This window comes from Streptomyces cynarae (assembly GCF_025642135.1).
GTDB classification, from domain to species: domain Bacteria; phylum Actinomycetota; class Actinomycetes; order Streptomycetales; family Streptomycetaceae; genus Streptomyces; species Streptomyces cynarae.
On record NZ_CP106793.1, the window covers coordinates 226,068 to 244,442 of the forward strand.

Sequence of the window (18,375 nt, forward strand, 5' to 3'; positions counted from 1 at the left end):
AACCTCGCAGGCAACCCCACAGCACTTGGCGACGCGGCATTCCGGGCCTACCACGACAAGAAGATCGCCCAAGGAAAGCACCACACCCAGGCATTGCTCCGCCTCGCGCGACGCCGGGCCGACGTCCTCCTCGCCACGCTCCGCGACGGCACCTTCTACGAAGTGCGCTTGGCCGCAACAGTCAGCTGACCTGCGGCTTCGCCAGCAATAGCACCTCGTCGGACTGGACATCGAACCCAAGCACCGGGTGGCTTCGCTCCCAGTCGCCCTCGGGCGTCATCACCACCGGCTTGCCCAATCGATGCCCGATCGCACGAAGAAGCCCACACAGCACGTCCAGCCGCTCCTGCCCCTGCAACTCACGCAGATCCACGTCGAAACCGATCTCGTCAGCCGACTCCAAGCGAAAGATCGCCAACACATCCTGCACCGGCCAGACCCGCAGATCCGCGCACTCGGCTTCAGCAGGCCGCGACAGCACCTCTTCAGCACGCGGCAGCGGCATGACTACACCGCCCTCGGAGTACTCACTCCGCCAGCCACTCGCACCGATCAGATCGAAGACCGCCTGCCAGTCCTCAACCCCAGTCCCAGCGATCCACACATCCGGAAGAGACCCCTCCCACTCAAGGTCGAAGAAGTCCTTCACGTCATCCCACAGCAGCTCAGACACCAAGCCATGCTGACCTCACCGCCAACACAACGCACCCCGATTTCCTCGACGAAACCCATAGGGGCACTCCCCCAGAACCCGCGGCGCACGGTCCGGCACCGTCGGAGCCGTCAACAGCCTGAGCAGCGCCTTGCGCTCGCGGCTGCGGATCCCGACCTCGGCCGTGGCCGCGAGCCCGGTCCGGAGGAGGAATCGCGTACGGGTTGCGGTGTCCTGCCGTCTGGGCAAGGGCCTTCAGCAGTGGTCCCACCACCAGGAGATGCTCGGGTAGGGCAGAGGGCTGGTGTCCATGGTCGACAGCGAGGGTGCCCAGCAGGCGGGGGTCTTGACGACGTCTTCCAGAGCCATGCGTTGTGCGGGTGACGGGTTGTAGCGCGGCGCGCACAGGTTGGCTTCGGTGTTGGAGACGATGAAGTGACCGAGTCGCTCGATGAGATACTGCAGAGGCGGTTCCGCCGAGGGCGTCAGGCGCTCGCGCAGGCGGAGAAAGAGAAGCATCAGGCGGTCTCGCGTCTCGATCGCAGCGGCGACGGCCTGGTCGAAGGAAAGCCCACAAGCCGCTTGCAGGACGCCCACGAAATTCGGGGAAGTCTGGCCTTCCGCTTTCTCCTTGTGGAAGGAGGCGACATCGTTTTCCACTGCGACGAGCAGAGTTGTGCACATGATCAGGGCCTGGACTGCCGGTGCGTTCCATTCCTCGTCCGGGATGGGGGCAGGTCCGCACATCCCGATCCATGCGGCATACACGGAGCTGCCGATGTCATGGATGCGCATGGCGAGGTACTCGTCTTCGGTGGGTTCGTCCAGGTGAAGCTTGTGCACGCCGCTGGTGAGCAAGCACCGGAGTCCGGTGCTCAGGCGGGCCACCTGTGTCGGTGTGCACTCCGCGCGCAGCTGCTCCATCACGTCGTGTACTGCGGCGACATAAGGGTTGTCGTTTTCTGTCACGCGGTATCCCGGAGATTCCAGAACATGCGTGATCTGGCCTACGAGGCGGATGATTTCGCTGCGCCGGCTGGGCGCGTCCGCGTGATCGAGCACCTCGTCGTCGATGATGAGCGCCCACTCAATCATGCAGCCGATGCCGTGAAGGACTGCCTTGCTGGTCTCCTGGGTGGAGAACCTTCCGAGGCACCAGGCCAGGACGGTTCCGCGGGATTGCTGGGCTGCGGGGCCCGACTCCTCGGGAAAGAAGTCGAATGCCTCCTTCCACGCTTGGACCTGGGCCGCGACGTCTGTAGGGACGTGGGAGACCTCCGGCATCGGCGAGGGGTAGTAAAAGCGCGGCGTACTACCCTGCTGAGCCGGAATCACGGACCGGCCCACTTCCGTTGTGCTGCTGCTCATGCGTGCTCCTTCGTCGGTGCGGAGTCCCGAGGGTGAGGGACGGAATGCGTGCTTACTGCGATCGGCCGGCGAGTGCTGGTTCCGCCCGCCGGGTGAGTGCGGCGGACGCCGCGGTTACGGCGGGGCCGGTGCGGAGTTCTGGCCGGCAGCTGATGCCGGCTGAGCTTCAAGGGGCGCAGCTGGTTCCGCAGTCACGGGGCGGCCTGGTCGGGGCAGGGCGTTGCGGGTGCGGTGGTGGAAGGCAAAGAGGCCCAGGAGTGCGGTGGCGGCGAACCACAGCAGCTGCAGAGCGAGGTAGGCGGGCACGGAGGTGGTGGAGAAGCCGGCCGCGGTGGCGGCTTGGACGGAGCCGTAGGTGGGCAGCAAGCGTGTCAGCGGGTTGTCGGCGCCGGCGCTCACCATGGGGTTCTGCAGGGCGACGTCGATGACGCTGGTCATCACCAGGGCGAACATGCCCTCGACCTCGCGGCGCAGCAGGGACCCCAGGACCAGGCCCATGGCTCCGTAGGTCAGCGCGGCGCAGAACAGCGCGGCGGCGAGCAGGTAGGGCTGCTTCGGCGCCCAGGCGATGCACATGACGGCAGTGGCGTAAGCGGCCAGGGCGGCGGACGCCAGGACCAAAGAGGCGGCCTTGGCCAGGACGAGATGAGTGCGGGGGTAGCCGGCCATGGCCAGGCGTCGGTCGAAGCGCCCGCCGGTGAAGGTGGCGGCGAACATCATGAACCCGGCGACCAGGGTGACGGCGTTGAGGGCACCTGTGATCTGCGTCAGCTCGTTACCGGCCGGCGCCAGCCTCTCTCCCGTGGCGGCCAGTTGGAACGGGGTCGCCCTGTCGGGGATGGTGAGGTAGACCAAGCCGACCCAGGTGGGAATGAAGAAGACGACCAGCAGCATGGCGAACCGGTTACGGGCATGCTCGATCAGGTCGTACCGGGTGGCTGTGGTGAACAGGCTCAGGCTTCTCCTCATGCCGCTGCCGCCGTCTCCCGGCGCAGCGCGCCGGCCTCCAGGCGCCACAGTTCATCGAGGCACTCGCTGTCGTAGGCCAGGTGGGAGACCACCAGGACGGAACGGCCGGCGTCGCGCAGCTGGGCGGCCAGTTCCCAGAACCGCTGGTAGGTGTCCCAGTCGAAACCCTGGTAGGGCTCGTCCAGCAGCAGAACCTGCGGATCATGCATCAGCGCCAGCGTGAGGTTCAGCTTCTGCTGGGTCCCGCCGCTGAGCGCCCCGGCGCGCACCTCGGCGTACTGGGAGAACTGCAGAGCCTCCATGACCTTCTCGGCACGACGCAGGTCGGCCAGCCCGAAGGCCGTCTTGAAGAACTCCAGATGCTGCCGGACGGTGAGGGCGTCGTTGAGGACCACCTCCTGCGGGCAGTAGCCGAAACGCCCCCGATGACGAACCACGCCGCGATCCGCTCGCAGTTCGCCGGCAAGGATCTTCAAGAGGGTCGTCTTGCCCGCGCCGTTCTCGCCGACGATCCCTGCCAGCACACCGGGCCCGATGTCCAAGTCGACACCCCACAGGACCACCCGCCGACGGTATGCGTGATGCACCCCCCTTACCTTCACCGCGCCGCCCCCAGCCCAACCAGTAAATACTGTCGCCATGTCATCCGCCAATTCGATGGCACGGAAGCGGCTAGGTACGTGACCTCGGCGCCAAACCGCCCGAAACGGTGAAACGGAGGCCCGCATAGTTCGATCGGCGCCCTGGCCGCGCTACCGGACAACTACCGCACCGGGCTTGGTCCGCCGCGCCCAGGACCTCTACGAGGCGATTCCTGCCCAGCACCACCATGAGCGCGTCGTACGCGAGTCGTGGGAGGTCCTGGCCTCTTGATCCCCAGCCGGGATCACCGGCCGGAGCGGTGCACGTCGCGCCGCACGACCGTCTCCCCCGCCTGGAAACTCCGCATCGTGCCCTCCTCGGTGTGAGGGCCTGTCCGGCCGATCATGCTCGTCACTGCAGCCGGTAAGGTCGCCAACGCTCATCCACTAGGCAGAGTTCGAAGGAGTCGCTGGACGCCCGCACTCAGTGGGCCACGGCACCGGGACGGCGCAGCACCTCCATGGCCGCGTGCACGTCGAGCTCCTCCTCTTGTGGTGCCTCCTCGCAGTCCCGCACGTGCACGACGAGCGCCCCCGGTGGCCGCCCACGCCCGGGACCCGCTGGATCTTCCAGGCCCACCGGTCGGATGCGTGCGGGGTCGGCTCGTCGCGGCGCAGCGGGCAGGTGGGGACGGCGTCGTACCGGACGCCGTCGATGGGCCGCGCCTGGCGAGGGGTGAGCCAGACCCGGTACTCGCGCGGCTCGACGGTCTCGGTGGCGGGATCGTCGGCCCACATGGGCAGCCCCACCCAGTACAACCACCCGGCCTTGGCAAACTGCCCCGGGCGTGCAGCCGGCCCCGCAGTTCCCACCCGTCAGGCAAGATCACCCGAACCTGCGGCGGGGGTCGCTCAGCCGAAGGCATGCCCACTAGGAGCTGTCTCCTCGATCTTGGGTGATCTCTCGTGAACGAGGGGATGCAACATCTACGCTGCGGAGATGCGTGAGTTGACGTTGCGTATCCGGGTTGCTGCCTACGTGCTGCGCCGGCGCGCGGGACGGTTGGAGTTGCTCGTGTTCGATCACGACGCGGACTTACCGCCCGGCACGCACGTCCCCGCGGGGGGTGTGGCTCCGGAGGAGCCACTGGAAGAGGCAGTGTTGCGGGAAGTCGCAGAGGAGAGCGGGCTGACATGCGTTCGGGTGCTGCGTCCGATCGCGGAGGAGCACACCCCGCACCCGATCCGGCGCTTTCCACGTCACACCACGTTCTTCGAACTGGAGGTAGACGGCGACGCAGATGTCCCCGATGCGTGGGACCACTGTGTGACGGGCGTGGGGCGGGACAACGGCATGACGTTCCATTGCCGTTTCGAGCCGCTGCCCCTGGCCTTCCCTTTGGCGGATGGCCAGGACGCCTGGCTGAATCGCCTGAGGGCATGAGCGCCGCCACTGTGCCACCACCAGGGTTGCCTCTTCGGCCGGCCATTCGTTGTTCTGGCCATGCTCAGCAGGGGAGATCTCACGGACAGCGAGTGGGCAGAGCGCCTCGCATGGGCCGAACGGGGGCGGACCTACTCCTGGGGCAGGAATTGCCGCACGTCCGTTCTGACCTACGCAGCCACGCCACTGAGCGTTTCCTTGCGCCCCCTGGCCTGGCTCCGCGGACGTCAGCCGCTCTCAGCGGCCTTCCCGGCTCCGACTCCCCCCCTTCCCCTCCACCGGGAGTTCGGGGTGAGGTCCTCCCCGGCGCGCCGGTTGCACCCTGGCCTCGTCCGATAAGCGGAGCGTCGACGTGCGCCAAGATGTAAAAAAGCGGGCCCGTGGCGCACTGGGTGTGCGGACCTGGCCTGCGTACGCTGGACCACCGGGTCTAGCTTTCGAAACCTCCTGGATCCCGGCCAGTGCCGGGCCCTTCTTGCTGCTCAGATCTCGTAAGGCCCGTACGCGTGGGCAAGCAGCGTTGGCCACCAGTGCCACATGAATCGCTTGCCCGGGTGCCGCAGAACCGCGCCTCACCGTGCACATCCTTCCCGCTGGCGGGTCCGGTCTGCCGGCTGGGACAGGAGCCAAACAGCCGTGTCGGCCGGGATCATCTGTCGGCCTGACTGGTCCTTGTCCAGGTGGCCGCTGGCGAGGAGGACATCGCCCTTCGGCAGGGGTAGTGCCTTGCTGCCCAGGTTCACGGTACACACCAGGCCGGTGTCCCGCCGGAAGGCGAGGGCCTCGGCCGCCGAGTCGGGCTGCAGCCAGGCCAGTTCGCCGTCGCCGCCGTAGCGCCGGCGCAGACTCAGGGCCGTCCGGTACAGGCTGAGCACCGAATCAGGGTCGTCGCTCTGTGCGGCCACCGACCGTTCCGACCAGTCCGCGGGTTGCGGCAGCCAGGGCGCGGCCGAGCTGAAGCCCAGGGAGGGGCCGGACCGCTGCCACGGGATGGGGACGCGGCAGCCGTCCCTCCCCTTCCTGACCCCCCTCGAGCGCACCCACACCGGGTCCTGCAGTACGTCGTCGGGCAGGTCGCCGACCTCGGGCAGGCCCAGCTCCTCGCCCTGGTAGAGGTACGCGGCGCCGGGCAGAGCCAGCAGGAGCAGCGCCGCGGCCCGGGCCCTGCGCTGCGCAGTCGCCGAGTCCACCGGCGGCTGCGTGCCGCCGCTTCCCAGCCAGGCGTTCGGGTCCGTCTCCGGCGGCAGGGCCAGCCGGGAGGCGTGGCGGATCACGTCGTGGTTGGAGAGCACCCAGGTCGGCGCCGCCCCGACGGCATGGGCAGCGGCGAGGGAAGCGTCGACGACCCGGCGTAGTCCGGCCGCCTCCCATGGGGCCTGCAGAAAGTCGAAGTTGAATGCTTGGTGAAGTTCGTCTGGCCGGGTGTACAGGAGTCGGCGGGGACCCTCGGCCCAGGACTCGGCCACCGCTGCGCGCGGCGGCTCATACGTGTCGAGCAGGGCACGCCAGCTGCGCAGGATGTCGTGCACCTCGTCGCGGTCCCACAGAGGATGGCTGCCGTTTGCGCCGGCGCCCACGATGCCGTGGTGCACCTGGACGGGGCCGAGGTCGCGCAAGGGATCGGCGAGGTCCTTGGCCATGCCGTGGGCGACGTCGATGCGAAAGCCGTCGACTCCGCGGTCGAGCCAGAACTGCAGGATCGAGTAGAAGTCGGCTCGGACCTCGGGGTGGCGCCAGTCGAGGTCGGGCTGCTCGGGGGCGAACAGGTGCAGGTACCACTGGCCATCAGGGGCACGCTGCCAGGCACTGCCGCCGAAGACGGACTGCCAGTCGCTGGGCGGCAAGGAGCCGCCAGGGCCCTTGCCGTCACGGAAGATGTATCGGGCGCGTTCCGGAGAGCCAGGGGCCGAGGCCAGCGCCTCGCGGAACCACGGGTGCTGGTCGGACGTGTGATTGGGGACGACGTCGAAGATGACGCGCAGGCCGAGGCGGTGTGCCTCGGCGACGAGGTCGTCGGCGTCGGTGAGGGTGCCGAAGACCGGGTCCACGTCCCGGTGATCGGCGATGTCGTAGCCGCCGTCGGCCATCGGGGAGCGGTAGAAGGGGGTCAGCCAGACGGCGTCGGCCCCGAGGGCGGCGATGTGCGCCAGCCTGGACGTGGCACCGGGCAGGTCGCCGACGCCGTCGCCGTCGGAGTCAGCGAAGCTACGGACGTAGATCTGGTAGATGACGGCGTGCCGCCACCAGGGTTCGGCGTCGGGTGCAGCGGACGTGTCGGGTGCGCCTGCCGCGGGAGCCGGGGGCGTGGGCATGCTGGGGACCTGCCTTGTCAAGTCGTGGACGAGATCCAGTAGTTCGTGAGACGGCGCGAACATGGGCGGCCAGGGCCCGGTCGCCGGGCGCCGCGTAGGGGATCAGCGGAGTGCGGCCGACGCGCATCGACCGGCTGGGTGCTATGGGCGGCGAGGGTGCGGCGCACGTCGGAGTCGGTCATCGGGGTGAGCGGGTGGTGCCGCATGGCCGAGTCCGACGGCAGCGTGTCGTCGACGAACAGGTGGCCCCGGTAGACGGTACGGCCGTTGTCCGGGCAGGCCGCGCACAGCACGGTGCACCGTTCTCCGAGCGCGTCCAGCAGTGCCTCGGTGACGGGTCCGATGTTGCCCTGAGGGACGGAGTCGAAGGTGGAGCAGTACTTGAACCACACGCGCTCGCAGCCGAGGGCGATCAGGTGGTGCAAGGCGGCGAGGGAGGCGGTGATGGCCTCCTGCCGGGGCGCGGTGCGGGACTTCGGGGCCGGCACGACGGCGTCGGCGTCGTGCTCGTGCGGGAAGGGCCGCTCGGGCACGCCGACGGTGGGGTGGTGCGGAAACCGGCGGCGACCAGGGCGGCGGCGATGTCGGTGCCGCCGGTGAAGTCGTCGGCGATGCACTCCCAGACGGGGTGGTCACGGTGCCCGCTCATCGGGCGGCTGCCTGCGCGGCGGGCAGGGTGGCGAGTTGGGCGGCGCCCGACCGCGGGGAGGTGAGCACGGGGACGGTGAGGCGGTCCGAGGGCAGGCTGCCGACCGCCTGTGCCATGGAGGCCTGCGCGAGGACCAGGACGTCGGCCCGGGCGGCGAGCCGTTCGGCCTCGGCGGCGATCAGGCGGTCGTGCTCCGCCGTGTCGCCCGCGCTGCGCGCCTCGTACGCTCCGGGGCACACGGAGGTGGTCAGTTCGACGTCGGCGCCCTCCTGCGCGGCCGTGCGCCGGATCAGGTCCTCGGTGGGGCCGAGTGTGGAGGGCAGGGTGGCGAGGACGGCTATGCGGCGGCCGGCGTGCACGGCCTGCCGTGCCATGGGCTCGTCCACGCGCAGGACGGGGATGCCGACGTGCGGACGGGCGAGTTCGGCGGCGCCGCCGATGGAGGAGCAGGTCACCAGGACGGCGCAGGCGCCCGCTTCCTCGGCGAGGGCGGCGTAGGCGGCCAGGCGGCGAACCGTGCGGGGCAGCATGCCGTGGGCGACGGTGTCGGCGAGCAGGCTTTCGTCCACCACGTGGTAGGCGTCGACGCCGGGGGCTTCCTGCCGGAGGAGGGCGGCGAAGACGGCCGGCAGGGCGGTGACGGTGTGCAGCACGCACACCTTGGGCTGGTGGGTGGTGGCCGTCATGCCGCACCTCCCGGCGCCTCGGCGGCTCGCGCGTGCTGCCAGGGGCGGCCGTAGCGGTCGACGACGTCCCCGAGTTCCCGTAGTCGGGGGGCGGAAGCGCCTCGCAGCACGGGCAGCGGGTCGGCGTCGGCGAGGGCGTCGGTCCACAGGGCCCTGCCCGCCAGGAAGCCGGAGGCCCCGGCCCGGCAGACGGCCTCCACGGCGTGTAGGAACGCCTGCGGGTCGACGCCCTGGGAGAGCACCACCCAGGGGCAGTCGACCACCGCGTCGATACGCTCGGCCTGCCGTGCGAGGTGGGAGATCGAGCCGATGCCGCGATCGGGCACCTGGCACTTGTACAACGACGGTCCGAGAGGGGCCAGTTCGGCGGCCGCCTCGACGATGGAGTCGTTCAGGTCGAAGGTGCCTGCGGCCTCCTCCTCGGGCGTGGGGCGGGTCACGGGTTCGAGTACGGATGCCAGGCCCGCCTCGCGGCAGCGGTCGACGAACCGGGCGGCCAGTTCGATGCGCTGCTCTCGGCGCGCGTCGCGCCGCCACACGACGAGCAGCTTGAGGGCGGCGACTCCGTCGGCGCGGGCCTGCTGCGGATCGACCTGCTCGTCCAGGTCGGTGTCGGCGACGACGCCGCCCGGCTGGTCGAGTACGTCCGCGGCGAGGACGAGGGCGCAGTCTGCGGGGAGCAGTCGGTCGGCCACGACCCGGTCGTAGCCGTACTGGCGGTCGATGAGGAACGCTGAGGCGAGCGGGGCGAGTTCGCGGGCGACGGACAGTTTGAAGGCGACCATGGCCTCGTTGGTCACGCGATCACCGGCTGAGTGACGACTCATCATGGCGCGCAGCGACTCGCGCTGGTCCATGGCGACCATGGCGAAGGTGCCGGACGGCCGGGCGAGGGCGGCCGGCGCGAGCGATCCCGAGGCCAGCAGTGGGACGGGCTGGACGATGGACACGGTGAATACTCCATGGGGTGGTGGCCAGGGGGCAGAGGGACGGACGCCGTTCGAGGACGGATCAGGAGCCCGCACCGGACGCCGGATCGGGGACGGGCCGGGATGCGGTGGCAGGGGCGGTGACGGTGGGCAGGAACACGGTTCGATAGGTGCGTCGGTAGGCGTCGGCTGCCGCGGGTGGGGCGTCCACCGGGCGGCGAGCGGCGGCCGGTGCGGCGGGATCGAGACCGAGCGCGGCGCCGGCCCAGGCTGCGGCGCCCAGGCAGGCGGCGTCGGGCGCGCCGCACCCCAAGGTGCGCCAGGGCGAGACGGCGGCCTTGATCGCCACCCAGGTGCGCTGGCGTACTGAGCCACCGAGCAGGGTGACGGTGTGCGGTGGCCCGCCGGCCAGTTCCCCTTGGACCTCGGCCATCCAGCGGGCCTGGTAAGAGGCGCCTTCGAGGAGCGCCTTGGCCAGTTCGGGCAGCCCGTGCCGGGGCTGGAGGCCGTGCACGGCCAGTCGCCGAGCGGGGTCCGGGTGCGGCGCGGAGCGACCGTAGAGGTACGGCTCGACGCACACCCCGGTCGGCCCCTGCCCCGCCTGTTCGATGAGCACGGCAAAGCGGCGGTAGCGCTCCTCGGGCGGGGCGTGGTCAAGGCCGAGCAGCCGGTCGCAGAACCATTCCACCAGGGCGCCGGAGCTGGACATGCCGGCGACCGTGCACCAGTGGACGCCGTCGACGTGCCGCCCGTAGGACATGCCCTGGCGACTGGTGGCTCGTACGTCCGGCGCGGCGTCGGCCAGGGTCACCACGGCCTCGGCCGTGCCCATCGAGTCGGCCGCCTCCCCCGCCTCCCGTACGCCCGCCGCCCAGGCGCCGACCAGGTGGTCGTGCCCGGCCACGACGACGGGCGCGCCCGGCGCCATGCCCAGGGCAACGGCCGTGACGGTGCCGATGCGGCCGACCGGCGCCCCCGGGGGATGCACCGTCGGCATCCGGTCGACGTCGAGGCCGGCGAGCGCGAGCAGGTCGGCACGCCAGGCGCCGGTGTGCACGTCCCAGGCCATGGTGCGCTGGGCGAACGTGGCGTGGGTGCCGACGACCCCGGTGAGGGCGTGGGCCACCAGGTCCGCCGCACCGGCCCAGGTCCGCATGCGGCGCACCACTTCGGGGTTTTCCTCACTCAGCCACAGCCACTTGGCCAGCGGCACTTTGGGGCTGGGCAGCACGCCGGTGGCCTCGTGCAGTTCGGCGGCGCCGTGCTCGCGGCGCAGGCGCTCGGCGTGCGCGGCCGGCCGCGGATCCGACCAGGACAGCGCGGGCAGCAGCGGGGCGCCGTCGGCATCCAGCGGTGCGCCGGTCTCGGCCATGCCGGTGATCCCGACGGCGTCGGGACCGCACCCAGCCGCGGCCATGCAGGCGGCGAGCGCCTCCAGGGCGGCGCGGCACAGCCGGGCCACGTCGTGGGCATGGCCCGATGCGTCGACGGGCGTGCGCCGCTGGGCCTGGGCGAGGACGGTGCCGTCCGGCGTGCACAGCACGGCCTTGCAGTGCGTGGTGCCGACATCCACTCCGGCAAGGACCGGGCCGCGCCGCCTGCCGCTCATGGCGTCGACCCGCCTTCCGGCCGGTCCGCGAGCTCGGGCAGCTCCAGTGCCGCCTCGGCCGCGTACAACAACAGTCCGGCGCACCAGGCGTGCGAGAGGGTGAGCAACATGCCTTTCGCCTGGAAGCAGGAGGTCTGGTAGAACCGCTCGCTGACCATGCCGCGGTAGGCGTCGAAGTCGCCGTCCTCGCGGGCGACGAACTGCCGGAAGCAGTCGAGGTTCTCCCGGGTGGACTCCAGGTAGTAGCTGTCACCGGTACGTCGGGCCAGGCGTGCCATCTCGGGCAGGCACACCAGGCCGTAGGAGTGCAGGTGCTGGTTGGAGGGGGAGGCCTGGTCGCCGCCACGGGTGCGGAAACCGTAGCGGCCCAGCAGTGTGCGCGGGGAGAATTCCACGTCGTACGTGTAACGGAAGGTCAGCATCCAGTCGGCGCTGCGGCGCGCCAGGTCGAGCCATTCGGGTGCGTCGTCGGCCACCAGCAGCGCGGTGTAGGCCATGACCGCGGTGTAGCCGTCCTCGGACGTGGGGGCGAGGTCGACGTCCTCGGGAGCCCCGCACAAGAACTCCGAGCGCACCTCACGGGCGTAGCACCGCCCGGCGCGGCGGGCCGCCTCGAGGTGGCCGGGCAGATCGAACGCCTCGGCGGCCTCGACCAGGGCGGCACCCAGGTCAGCCCGGCGGCCCCGGCGCGGGAGAGGACGGCGCCGGTGGCCTGGTGATAGGCGGAGCCGAGGTGGCCGTCGGCGTCCTGCGCGGCCAGCGCAACCGCGAGGTTGCTGCGCACCGCGTGCTCCCAGACGGGGTGGTCGCTGCCGTGCCGCCGCTCCTCGGTGAGGGCGCGGAGCATGAAGAGGGTGGCCTCGGCGAGGGTACGGGCGTGCAGCCGGTCGCGGTCGGGATGCCAGCCGGTGGTCCAGCCGCGCGAGGCCGTCCACTGTCCCCAGAAGGTGCCGCCGGGGGCGAGATTGTCGGCGACGTGGTCCAGCACCGCCTCCGCCGCCTTGCGGTAGTCGGCGCGGCCGGTGCGCCGGGCATGGCGCAGCAGAGCGTACGCGTACGGCACTCCACTGACCCAGCCGACGTGCATGGCCTGCCGGTCGCCGCGTTCGCCCAGCGCCTCGCGGTCGAAGGCGGCGGTCTCCAGCAACACCGGCGGATCGGGGCGGTAGTGCCACCGGTACAGGCCCCAGGCGGCCAGGTCGGCCGCCTCCCCCAGGCCCACCCAGGCCGCCGGGCCGCGCTCGGGGCGGTCGCGCTCGTGCACCTCGCGCAGCACCGGGGCGTAGGCGTGCGGATCCGCGCCGAGCAGACCGATGCGGAAGGTGACGGCGCGGCTCTCCCCTGGTTGCCAGGTGTGCAGCTGGGCCTCGGCGGGCAGCGGCTGCGCGGAGCCGTAGTAGACGACCGGCTCCTCGCGGTAAGGGAAGTGCAGGCGCAGGCCGGGACGCGAGGTGTGCGGGTCCAGGGACAGGCCCACGCCGGACAGGCCGAGTTCACTGCGCTCGCCGGTCACCAGCACCGCTCCGCCACGGGTGTCGCGCGCGAAGACCGCCGGGGTCGCACAGCGGTCGGCTCGGAAGCCCCAGGTGTGGCTGACCATGGCGTCGGGGTCGTGGGCACCGGCCTGGAAGCGGGGGAAGACCCGGTCGCAGTCGGGTACCCGGTTCTCGCCGTAGAACAGGCCCGGTATCAGCCAGCCGGGGTCGTCGGTGGTTCCCAGCTGGACCTCGACGCGCAGACCGGCGGTGAGGGGCACCTCCCCGGTCCGCGTGACCGTGAGTGTGGTGTCGCGAAGTCCAGCCGGTCCGGCGGGTGGGGCGAGCACGGCGCGGGCGTGGAAGCCCGCGGCCTCACCGGTCAGCACCAGGGTGCCGTCGGCGGTGTCGGTGCTCTGCTCGACGGGCACGGGCACGGCGTTGCCCTGGGCGTCCAGCAGGGCCACGAGGTAGGGAAGCCGGACGCATCCGCCGTCGGCCTCCGTGCGCAGCTCCAGGGCGGCGACCGGGCCGGAGGTCACGTCAACGGACATGGTGTTCTCCCGTGTTCCAGCCCGATATGCGCACGACCCGGTCGTCGGGGGGCGCCTCGCGCCACACCACGTCCACGGCGGTCTCCTCTCCGGGCAGCAGGTCGATCACGTTGTCGCCGAACACCGCCCAGCCGGGGCGGTCGTAGGGCCGTGCGTCCTCGAGTATCAGGCCGGGCGCGGCGGGGCCGTCCACGTGCCGCAGCCGGATCCTGCCCCGGCCGGTGCTCTCCTCGTCGTGTTCGGCGACGGCCTCGATGCGGGCGGGCGGCAGGTCGAGCAGCGGGGCCAGATCGGCGGTGCGGCTGCACGGGTAGCGGTTGCGGGCCAGCGCCGTCCCGGCGCCGTCGTACAGGGTCAGGTCGAGGAAGAAGATGTCGGTGCCGACGGCCTCGAGGGGGGCGGCGAGGGTGCCCAGGTGCAGCGGTCGGCCGGGCTCCCCGGCTGCCGTCGGGGTGAGCTGCCACGAGCGGTGGGCGGCCTCGGTGCCGTACGCGTCCACGATCCGGGCCACGGCCGTGCCGACCGGCAGCGGACCGGCCGCCCACGCCCACACCTCGGCCGTGACCGTCTTGTGTCCGGCCCAGGCGGGGCCGGGGAAGGCGGCGCACACGTGCAGCGGGCGGTAGGCGCGGCGTACGCCGTGGTAGGCGGGCTTGGGATCGCCGCGGTGGTCGACGGCCGCCGTGCACCAGGCGTTCGGGAAGGGCTCGTTGAACTGCCAGGGAAGGGTGCCGCTGCTCCTGAAGGCCCGGCGCCGGTTGGCTTCGAGGGCGTAGCGGAGCCCCTCGTACTGCAGATGCTGGCTGGCGCGCCGCATCGTGTCGACGTCCTCGATCCGTGCGCCGAAGGAGTCCTGGACCAGCGGGGCGTTGTTCCACCAGGCGCCGAGGTGGGCGTAGACCGGGTTCTCGCGGCCGGCGGGCCAGCGGTCCGCCTCGTCGGGGACGAGGTGTTCGAGGGTGCGGCGGTTGGCCATGCCCTCGACGCCGAACTCGCTGTGCAGGAGGCAGGTTCCGGCGTCGTACAGGCCGTTGTGCTCCGCGAGACCCTGGTGTTCCCAGGGTCCGTGCACGTCGTGCAGTCCGTCCGGGTTGCGGGCGATGTTGTCGGCCCGGTTGAGGAACTCCACGCCGGATGGCGAGCTGGGCAGCCAGGCCCGCTCGGGGTCGAGCCGCCCGAGCGCGTCCCGGAGGGCCCGCAGCACGGGGGCGGACTCGTCCAGGGGGTTTCCCTTCTCGTCCTGCAGTTCGTTGCCTCCGCACCACAGCACGAGTGAGGGATGGTGGCGGCGCGGCGGTACGACGGCGTGGGCCTCGCGCACCATCAGGTCGACGAACTCCTGGTCCGACGCCGGGGTGGAGCCCATGCCGGAGCTGGACATGCTGAACTCCTGCCAGACCATCAGGCCCAGCCGGTCGCAGAGGCTGTAGAACTCCTCGGTCTCGAGCAGTCCCCCGCCCCACACGCGCAGCAGGTTGACGTGCGCGGCACGGGCCAGGTCCAGCAGGTGCGCGAGCTTGGCCGGGCGCGGGACGCCGTACTGGGCGTCGACGGGCACCCAGTTCCAGCCGTTGGCGTACAGGCGGCGGCCGTTGACGGTGAGGGTGTAGGGCAGCGCGTCCTCGGAGGCACCGTCGTTCAGGACCAGCTCGACGCGCCGGAAGCCGACCTGGAACCGGCGTGCGGTGGTGTGCGACCCCGAGGCGAAGGTCACCTCCACCTCGTAGAGGTGTTGCTCGCCCGCGCCGTTGGGCCACCACAGCCGCGGCCGCGGCACGCTCAGTTCGATACGTGCGCCGGTGTCCGCGGTCATGCCCGCGAGATCGCGTTCCTCCTCGGCGACGACCCGTTCCCCGTCTCGCACACGTACGGCCAGCCGGGTGTTGTCGGCCGCGCGTCGGCCCTCGGCGAGGGTGAGGTCGGCCTCGACGCGTACGGTGCCCTCGCGCAGGCCCTCGGCTCCGGGCCCGAGGCATGCGCTCGCGGTGACGCCGCGCAGCCGCGCCGGCCCGCTCACCACCAGCCGGACACCGCGCCAGATGCCCTGGTGGACCATGGGCGGGCAGAAGTCCCACCCGTAGCCCATGCGCGCCTTATGCACGCGGACCCGGTCGGTGCGGCCGACCTGCGGCTCGTTCGCGGGCGCGGGGTGCACGACGACGGCCAGCAGGTGCTCTCCCCCGCCGCGCACCAGGTGGGTGACGTCGGCCTCGAAGGGACGGAACATGCCTTCGTGCCGGACGACGACGGTGTCGTCGACGAGGACGGTGGCCTCGTGGTCGACACCGTCGAAGCACAGCACCGCGCTTTCGTGCGGCTCCAGCGGGGGCAGAGTGAGGGTCCGCCGGTAGGCCCAACTGCGATTGGGCACCCACTCGTTCAGCAGGCTGTTGCGGCCGACGTACGGGTCGGGAACCTCGCCGGCGCGGTGCAGGTCGTCCAGAACGCTCCCGGGGACGTGGGCCGGGAGCCAGCCCGCGGTCGTGAACGGCTTGTGCGGGCCGATGTGCCACTGCCATTCGTCCCCGACGAAGCCGCGCAGCTGCCAGGCGCCGTCGGCGTCGTCCAACAGTGTCTCGGTCATCCGGCGGCCTTCCGCGCCGTCGAGCCGGCGCCGCCGGCTCCCTGGTCGGCAGGACCGGGGGCCGTCCCGACGGGCTCGTCTAGCGGCCACTCCAGCAAGTCGGTCTCGACGAACGGCTGTTCGGGGTCGAACGGCACCCGGAAGGTCTTGATCTCCGCGGGCCCGAAGTCGGCCTCGACCGAACGGGAGAGCAGCGGCAGGTCGATCGTGGTGCGCACCGCCTGCCCTGCCGTCTCCACGGCCCTGACCACGAGGGCGTCGCTGTCGTCCTCGTCCCCCTTGACCACGCTGACGACGACCGAGTCCGCCGCCACCTCCACGAATCCGCTCCGCGTGGGCAGTGGGCCGGGGTGGTAGGTCTCCAGCAGCGGAAAGGCGGGCTGGTTGAGCTGGGCGGCCAGCCGTACCGTGCCGGCGGCGCGCCAGTCCCCGGCGTGGGGCACCAGACGATAGCGGAACTCCTGGCGGCCCTGGTCGAGGTACTCGTAGACGCCGTCCTCGGCGAGCCCCATCGGCTCGTGCCAGGCGTAGGCGGGGCTGCGCAACGCGGTCATGCCTATGGTGCCGCCGCGTGCGTCGTGGCCGTACTTGCTGTCGTTGAGCACCGAGAGTCCGGCCCTGCGCCCGTCGGCCAGCGTGCCGCTGACGTCCACCCACGCCTGGGCGGACTCCTCGGCGCCGTCGGCGGAGCGCTCGATGTGGCCGTAGGGAATCTCGAAGGTCGCCGACGCGGTGTCGATCGCGGTCGGGAAGCGCAGCTTGAGCAGGCGCAGTCGCTCGTGCCAGTCGACGACCGTGCGCACCTCCAGGTCGCGGGCACCGGCGGACAGGACCAGTTCCTCGGACAGGGTGGAGTCGCCGTACGTGCTCTCCACGCGGAGCACCGCGCGCACGGGGCCGTGCTCGACGAGGCGCACCCGGGTGCAGCGGAAGGAGCCGATCTCCTTGTCGTAGGCGTCGACGCGGTGTCCCCAGGTGTCGGAGGGGTCGTCGACGACGACGGCGTGCGGGCCGGGGGCCTCGGGCAGCAGTTCGGCATCGTTGTCCTTGTCGTACAGGCGGCACAGCCAGCCCGTCGACGGATCGACCTCGACCAGGAGGTGCTCGTTCTCCAGGACGGTGTCCGTGGCCCGTACGGCCGTGGAGCCGGGTGCGGACTCGCCGGGCAGCACGCGGTAGACGCGGTAGCCCAGCGGCGGCACCTCGGCGCGGAACGCGAGGCGTCTGCGGCTGCCGGCCATGGTGGCGTACGAGCGCGTGCGCTGTACGGGCACCTCGGCGCCCTCGTCGTCCACCATGCGGGCGGGAGCGTTGCCGGGGAAGCCGGTGAACTCGAACTCGACGTCCTCGGTGAGCTTCCAGGGGTGCGGGTTGAAGACCACCAGCGGGTACATGTCCGCCTCGGCCGGGATGTCGATGAGTCGGCTGATCGACTGGACGGCGCGGTTGAAGGCGGTCGCGGCGATCGAGCACGCGTGGCCGTACTGGTCGCGGCTGTCCTCGTAGGCCGGGGCGATGGACGTGCCGGCGAGGATGTCGTGGAACTGGTTGAACAGCACCAGTTGCCAGGCCTCGGTCAACTCCGCTCGCGGGTAGGGGATTCCGGCGACGACGCGGGCGACGGCCGACCACTTCTCGGCCCGCTGCAGCAGGTTCTCGGCGCGGCGGTTCCAGCGCTTGACGCCGGAGTGCGCCGAGTAGCAGCCCACGCCGTGGTGCTGAAGCTCGCCGGTGTGGACGGGTATGTCGGCGCGGTCGCGGACGGCGTCGAAGAAGGCCCGGGGATGGCTGAGCGGCAGGCGGGGCAGCCCGCCGAGCTCGTCGAGCCGGCGGATGCTGTCGAGATTGGCCTTGGTGGGGCCGCCGCCGTGGTTGCCGACACCGTAGAAGATCATCAGCTCGCGTTCGTCCGGCGGCATCATGGCAAGGGACTTGTCGATATGGTTGCCGATGTCCGAGCCGGGCGTGCAGTACTCGTGAGGAATCCGGTAGGCGAGGACCCGCGAGCCGTCGGCGGACTCCCACCAGAAGTGCTGGCCGGGCAGCGGCAGTTCGTGGGGTCCGGGGCGCAGGAACGTGTAGGAGTCGATGCGGCTCTTGCGCAGCAGCTGCGGCAGCGCGGCGTTGTGTCCGAACGGGTCGACGTTGCAGCCCACAGTGGCCACGATGCCGAAGCGCTCCTGCAGGTACCGCTGCGCGTACAGGGCCTGGCGCACGAAGGACTCACCGCCGGGGATGTTGCAGTCGGGTTCGATCCACCAGCCGCCGACGATCTTCCAGCGCCCTTCGGCCACTCGTTTGAGGATGGCCTCGAACAGCTGGGGGTCGCTCTCCTCGACCCACTTCAGGTAGAGCACGGAGTCGCATGTGAAGACGAAGTCCGGGTACTCGTCCATGCGGTCGATCGCGGACTGGAACGTGGCCCGTACCTCCTGGTAGCCCTCGGGCCACTGCCAGAGCCAAACAGGGTCTATGTGTGCGTTGCCGACCATGTGCATGGTGCGCTGACGGGGTCGCATGGAGTTTCCTCTACTGGGGCGGGCGCCGGTGATCAGGGGCGGTC

General features: G+C 71.1%; 14 protein-coding genes and 1 pseudogene. 2 read left to right on the top strand and 13 right to left on the bottom strand.

All coding sequences use genetic code 11. The annotated features are described in order from the left end of the window. Nucleotides 1–21: 21 nt before the first annotated feature. Nucleotides 22–189: pseudogene (locus N8I84_RS01250) on the top strand (IS110 family transposase); the annotation flags it as partial. On the opposite strand, the gene N8I84_RS01255 reads toward N8I84_RS01250, so the two are convergent. The 4 genes from N8I84_RS01255 to N8I84_RS01270 all read right to left on the bottom strand — a co-directional run bounded on the left by N8I84_RS01255 (nt 182) and on the right by N8I84_RS01270 (nt 3,591). Next, the gene (locus N8I84_RS01255) at nt 182–673 is read right to left on the bottom strand and encodes a hypothetical protein (protein WP_263227476.1); all 492 of its coding nucleotides are present in this window, start codon (nt 671–673) and stop codon (nt 182–184) included. The pseudogene N8I84_RS01250 and the gene N8I84_RS01255 sit on opposite strands and share 8 nt — an antisense overlap. Before the next feature lie 234 nt (nt 674–907). Next, the gene (locus N8I84_RS01260; RefSeq protein ID WP_263227477.1) at nt 908–2,020 is read right to left on the bottom strand and encodes a terpene synthase family protein; all 1,113 of its coding nucleotides are present in this window, start codon (nt 2,018–2,020) and stop codon (nt 908–910) included. A gap of 114 nt (nt 2,021–2,134) precedes the next feature. Continuing rightward, the gene (locus N8I84_RS01265) at nt 2,135–2,989 is read right to left on the bottom strand and encodes an ABC transporter permease (RefSeq protein ID WP_263227478.1); all 855 of its coding nucleotides are present in this window, start codon (nt 2,987–2,989) and stop codon (nt 2,135–2,137) included. Continuing rightward, nucleotides 2,986–3,591: an ATP-binding cassette domain-containing protein gene (locus N8I84_RS01270; RefSeq protein WP_263227479.1), complete on the bottom strand. Its 606-nt coding sequence runs from the start codon at nt 3,589–3,591 to the stop codon at nt 2,986–2,988. Before N8I84_RS01270 ends, N8I84_RS01265 begins: the two co-directional genes overlap by 4 nt. 979 nt (nt 3,592–4,570) lie before the next feature. Between N8I84_RS01270 and N8I84_RS01275 the strand changes: the two genes are divergently transcribed. Next, nucleotides 4,571–5,014: an NUDIX domain-containing protein gene (locus N8I84_RS01275; RefSeq protein WP_263227480.1), complete on the top strand. Its 444-nt coding sequence runs from the start codon at nt 4,571–4,573 to the stop codon at nt 5,012–5,014. 572 nt (nt 5,015–5,586) lie between these two features. Here N8I84_RS01275 and N8I84_RS01280 read toward each other — a convergent pair. The 9 genes from N8I84_RS01280 to N8I84_RS01320 form a co-directional block, all read right to left on the bottom strand. Then, on the bottom strand, nt 5,587–7,326 hold the full coding sequence (locus tag N8I84_RS01280; protein ID WP_263227482.1) for a glycoside hydrolase family 13 protein: 1,740 nt from the start codon (nt 7,324–7,326) through the stop codon (nt 5,587–5,589). 17 nt (nt 7,327–7,343) lie between these two features. Further along, a complete protein-coding gene (locus tag N8I84_RS01285; RefSeq protein WP_263227483.1) occupies nt 7,344–7,859 on the bottom strand; it encodes a four-carbon acid sugar kinase family protein in 516 nt (171 codons plus the stop codon). 112 nt (nt 7,860–7,971) lie between these two features. Beyond that, nucleotides 7,972–8,661 carry an aspartate/glutamate racemase family protein gene (locus tag N8I84_RS01290; RefSeq protein WP_263227485.1) on the bottom strand — a complete coding sequence of 230 codons (690 nt, stop codon included), beginning with the start codon at nt 8,659–8,661 and terminating at the stop codon, nt 7,972–7,974. Then, nucleotides 8,658–9,611, bottom strand: a complete 954-nt coding sequence (locus N8I84_RS01295; RefSeq protein ID WP_263227487.1) for a hypothetical protein — start codon at nt 9,609–9,611, stop codon at nt 8,658–8,660. Before N8I84_RS01295 ends, N8I84_RS01290 begins: the two co-directional genes overlap by 4 nt. Before the next feature lie 61 nt (nt 9,612–9,672). Beyond that, the gene (locus N8I84_RS01300) at nt 9,673–11,199 is read right to left on the bottom strand and encodes an FGGY-family carbohydrate kinase (RefSeq protein WP_263227488.1); all 1,527 of its coding nucleotides are present in this window, start codon (nt 11,197–11,199) and stop codon (nt 9,673–9,675) included. Next, on the bottom strand, nt 11,196–11,696 hold the full coding sequence (locus N8I84_RS01305) for a hypothetical protein (RefSeq protein ID WP_263227490.1): 501 nt from the start codon (nt 11,694–11,696) through the stop codon (nt 11,196–11,198). Before N8I84_RS01305 ends, N8I84_RS01300 begins: the two co-directional genes overlap by 4 nt. Further along, a complete protein-coding gene (locus tag N8I84_RS01310; RefSeq protein ID WP_263227491.1) occupies nt 11,615–13,228 on the bottom strand; it encodes a hypothetical protein in 1,614 nt (537 codons plus the stop codon). The genes N8I84_RS01305 and N8I84_RS01310 overlap by 82 nt, the downstream gene beginning before the upstream one ends. After that, nucleotides 13,218–15,812: a glycoside hydrolase family 2 protein gene (locus N8I84_RS01315; RefSeq protein WP_263227493.1), complete on the bottom strand. Its 2,595-nt coding sequence runs from the start codon at nt 15,810–15,812 to the stop codon at nt 13,218–13,220. Before N8I84_RS01315 ends, N8I84_RS01310 begins: the two co-directional genes overlap by 11 nt. Further along, a complete protein-coding gene (locus N8I84_RS01320; protein WP_263227494.1) occupies nt 15,809–18,331 on the bottom strand; it encodes an alpha-mannosidase in 2,523 nt (840 codons plus the stop codon). Before N8I84_RS01320 ends, N8I84_RS01315 begins: the two co-directional genes overlap by 4 nt. Nucleotides 18,332–18,375: the final 44 nt, after the last annotated feature.

Bases quoted from the DNA above. Each gene is read 5' to 3' on its own strand.
- N8I84_RS01260 (WP_263227477.1), bottom strand. From the start codon at position 2,020: ATGAGCAGCAGCACAACGGAAGTGGGCCGGTCCGTGATTCCGGCTCAG.
- N8I84_RS01265 (WP_263227478.1), bottom strand. From the start codon at position 2,989: ATGAGGAGAAGCCTGAGCCTGTTCACCACAGCCACCCGGTACGACCTG.
- N8I84_RS01275 (WP_263227480.1), top strand. From the start codon at position 4,571: ATGCGTGAGTTGACGTTGCGTATCCGGGTTGCTGCCTACGTGCTGCGC.
- N8I84_RS01280 (WP_263227482.1), bottom strand. From the start codon at position 7,326: ATGCCCACGCCCCCGGCTCCCGCGGCAGGCGCACCCGACACGTCCGCT.
- N8I84_RS01290 (WP_263227485.1), bottom strand. From the start codon at position 8,661: ATGACGGCCACCACCCACCAGCCCAAGGTGTGCGTGCTGCACACCGTC.
- N8I84_RS01300 (WP_263227488.1), bottom strand. From the start codon at position 11,199: ATGAGCGGCAGGCGGCGCGGCCCGGTCCTTGCCGGAGTGGATGTCGGC.
- N8I84_RS01305 (WP_263227490.1), bottom strand. From the start codon at position 11,696: ATGGCCTACACCGCGCTGCTGGTGGCCGACGACGCACCCGAATGGCTC.
- N8I84_RS01310 (WP_263227491.1), bottom strand. From the start codon at position 13,228: ATGTCCGTTGACGTGACCTCCGGCCCGGTCGCCGCCCTGGAGCTGCGC.
- N8I84_RS01315 (WP_263227493.1), bottom strand. From the start codon at position 15,812: ATGACCGAGACACTGTTGGACGACGCCGACGGCGCCTGGCAGCTGCGC.
- N8I84_RS01320 (WP_263227494.1), bottom strand. From the start codon at position 18,331: ATGCGACCCCGTCAGCGCACCATGCACATGGTCGGCAACGCACACATA.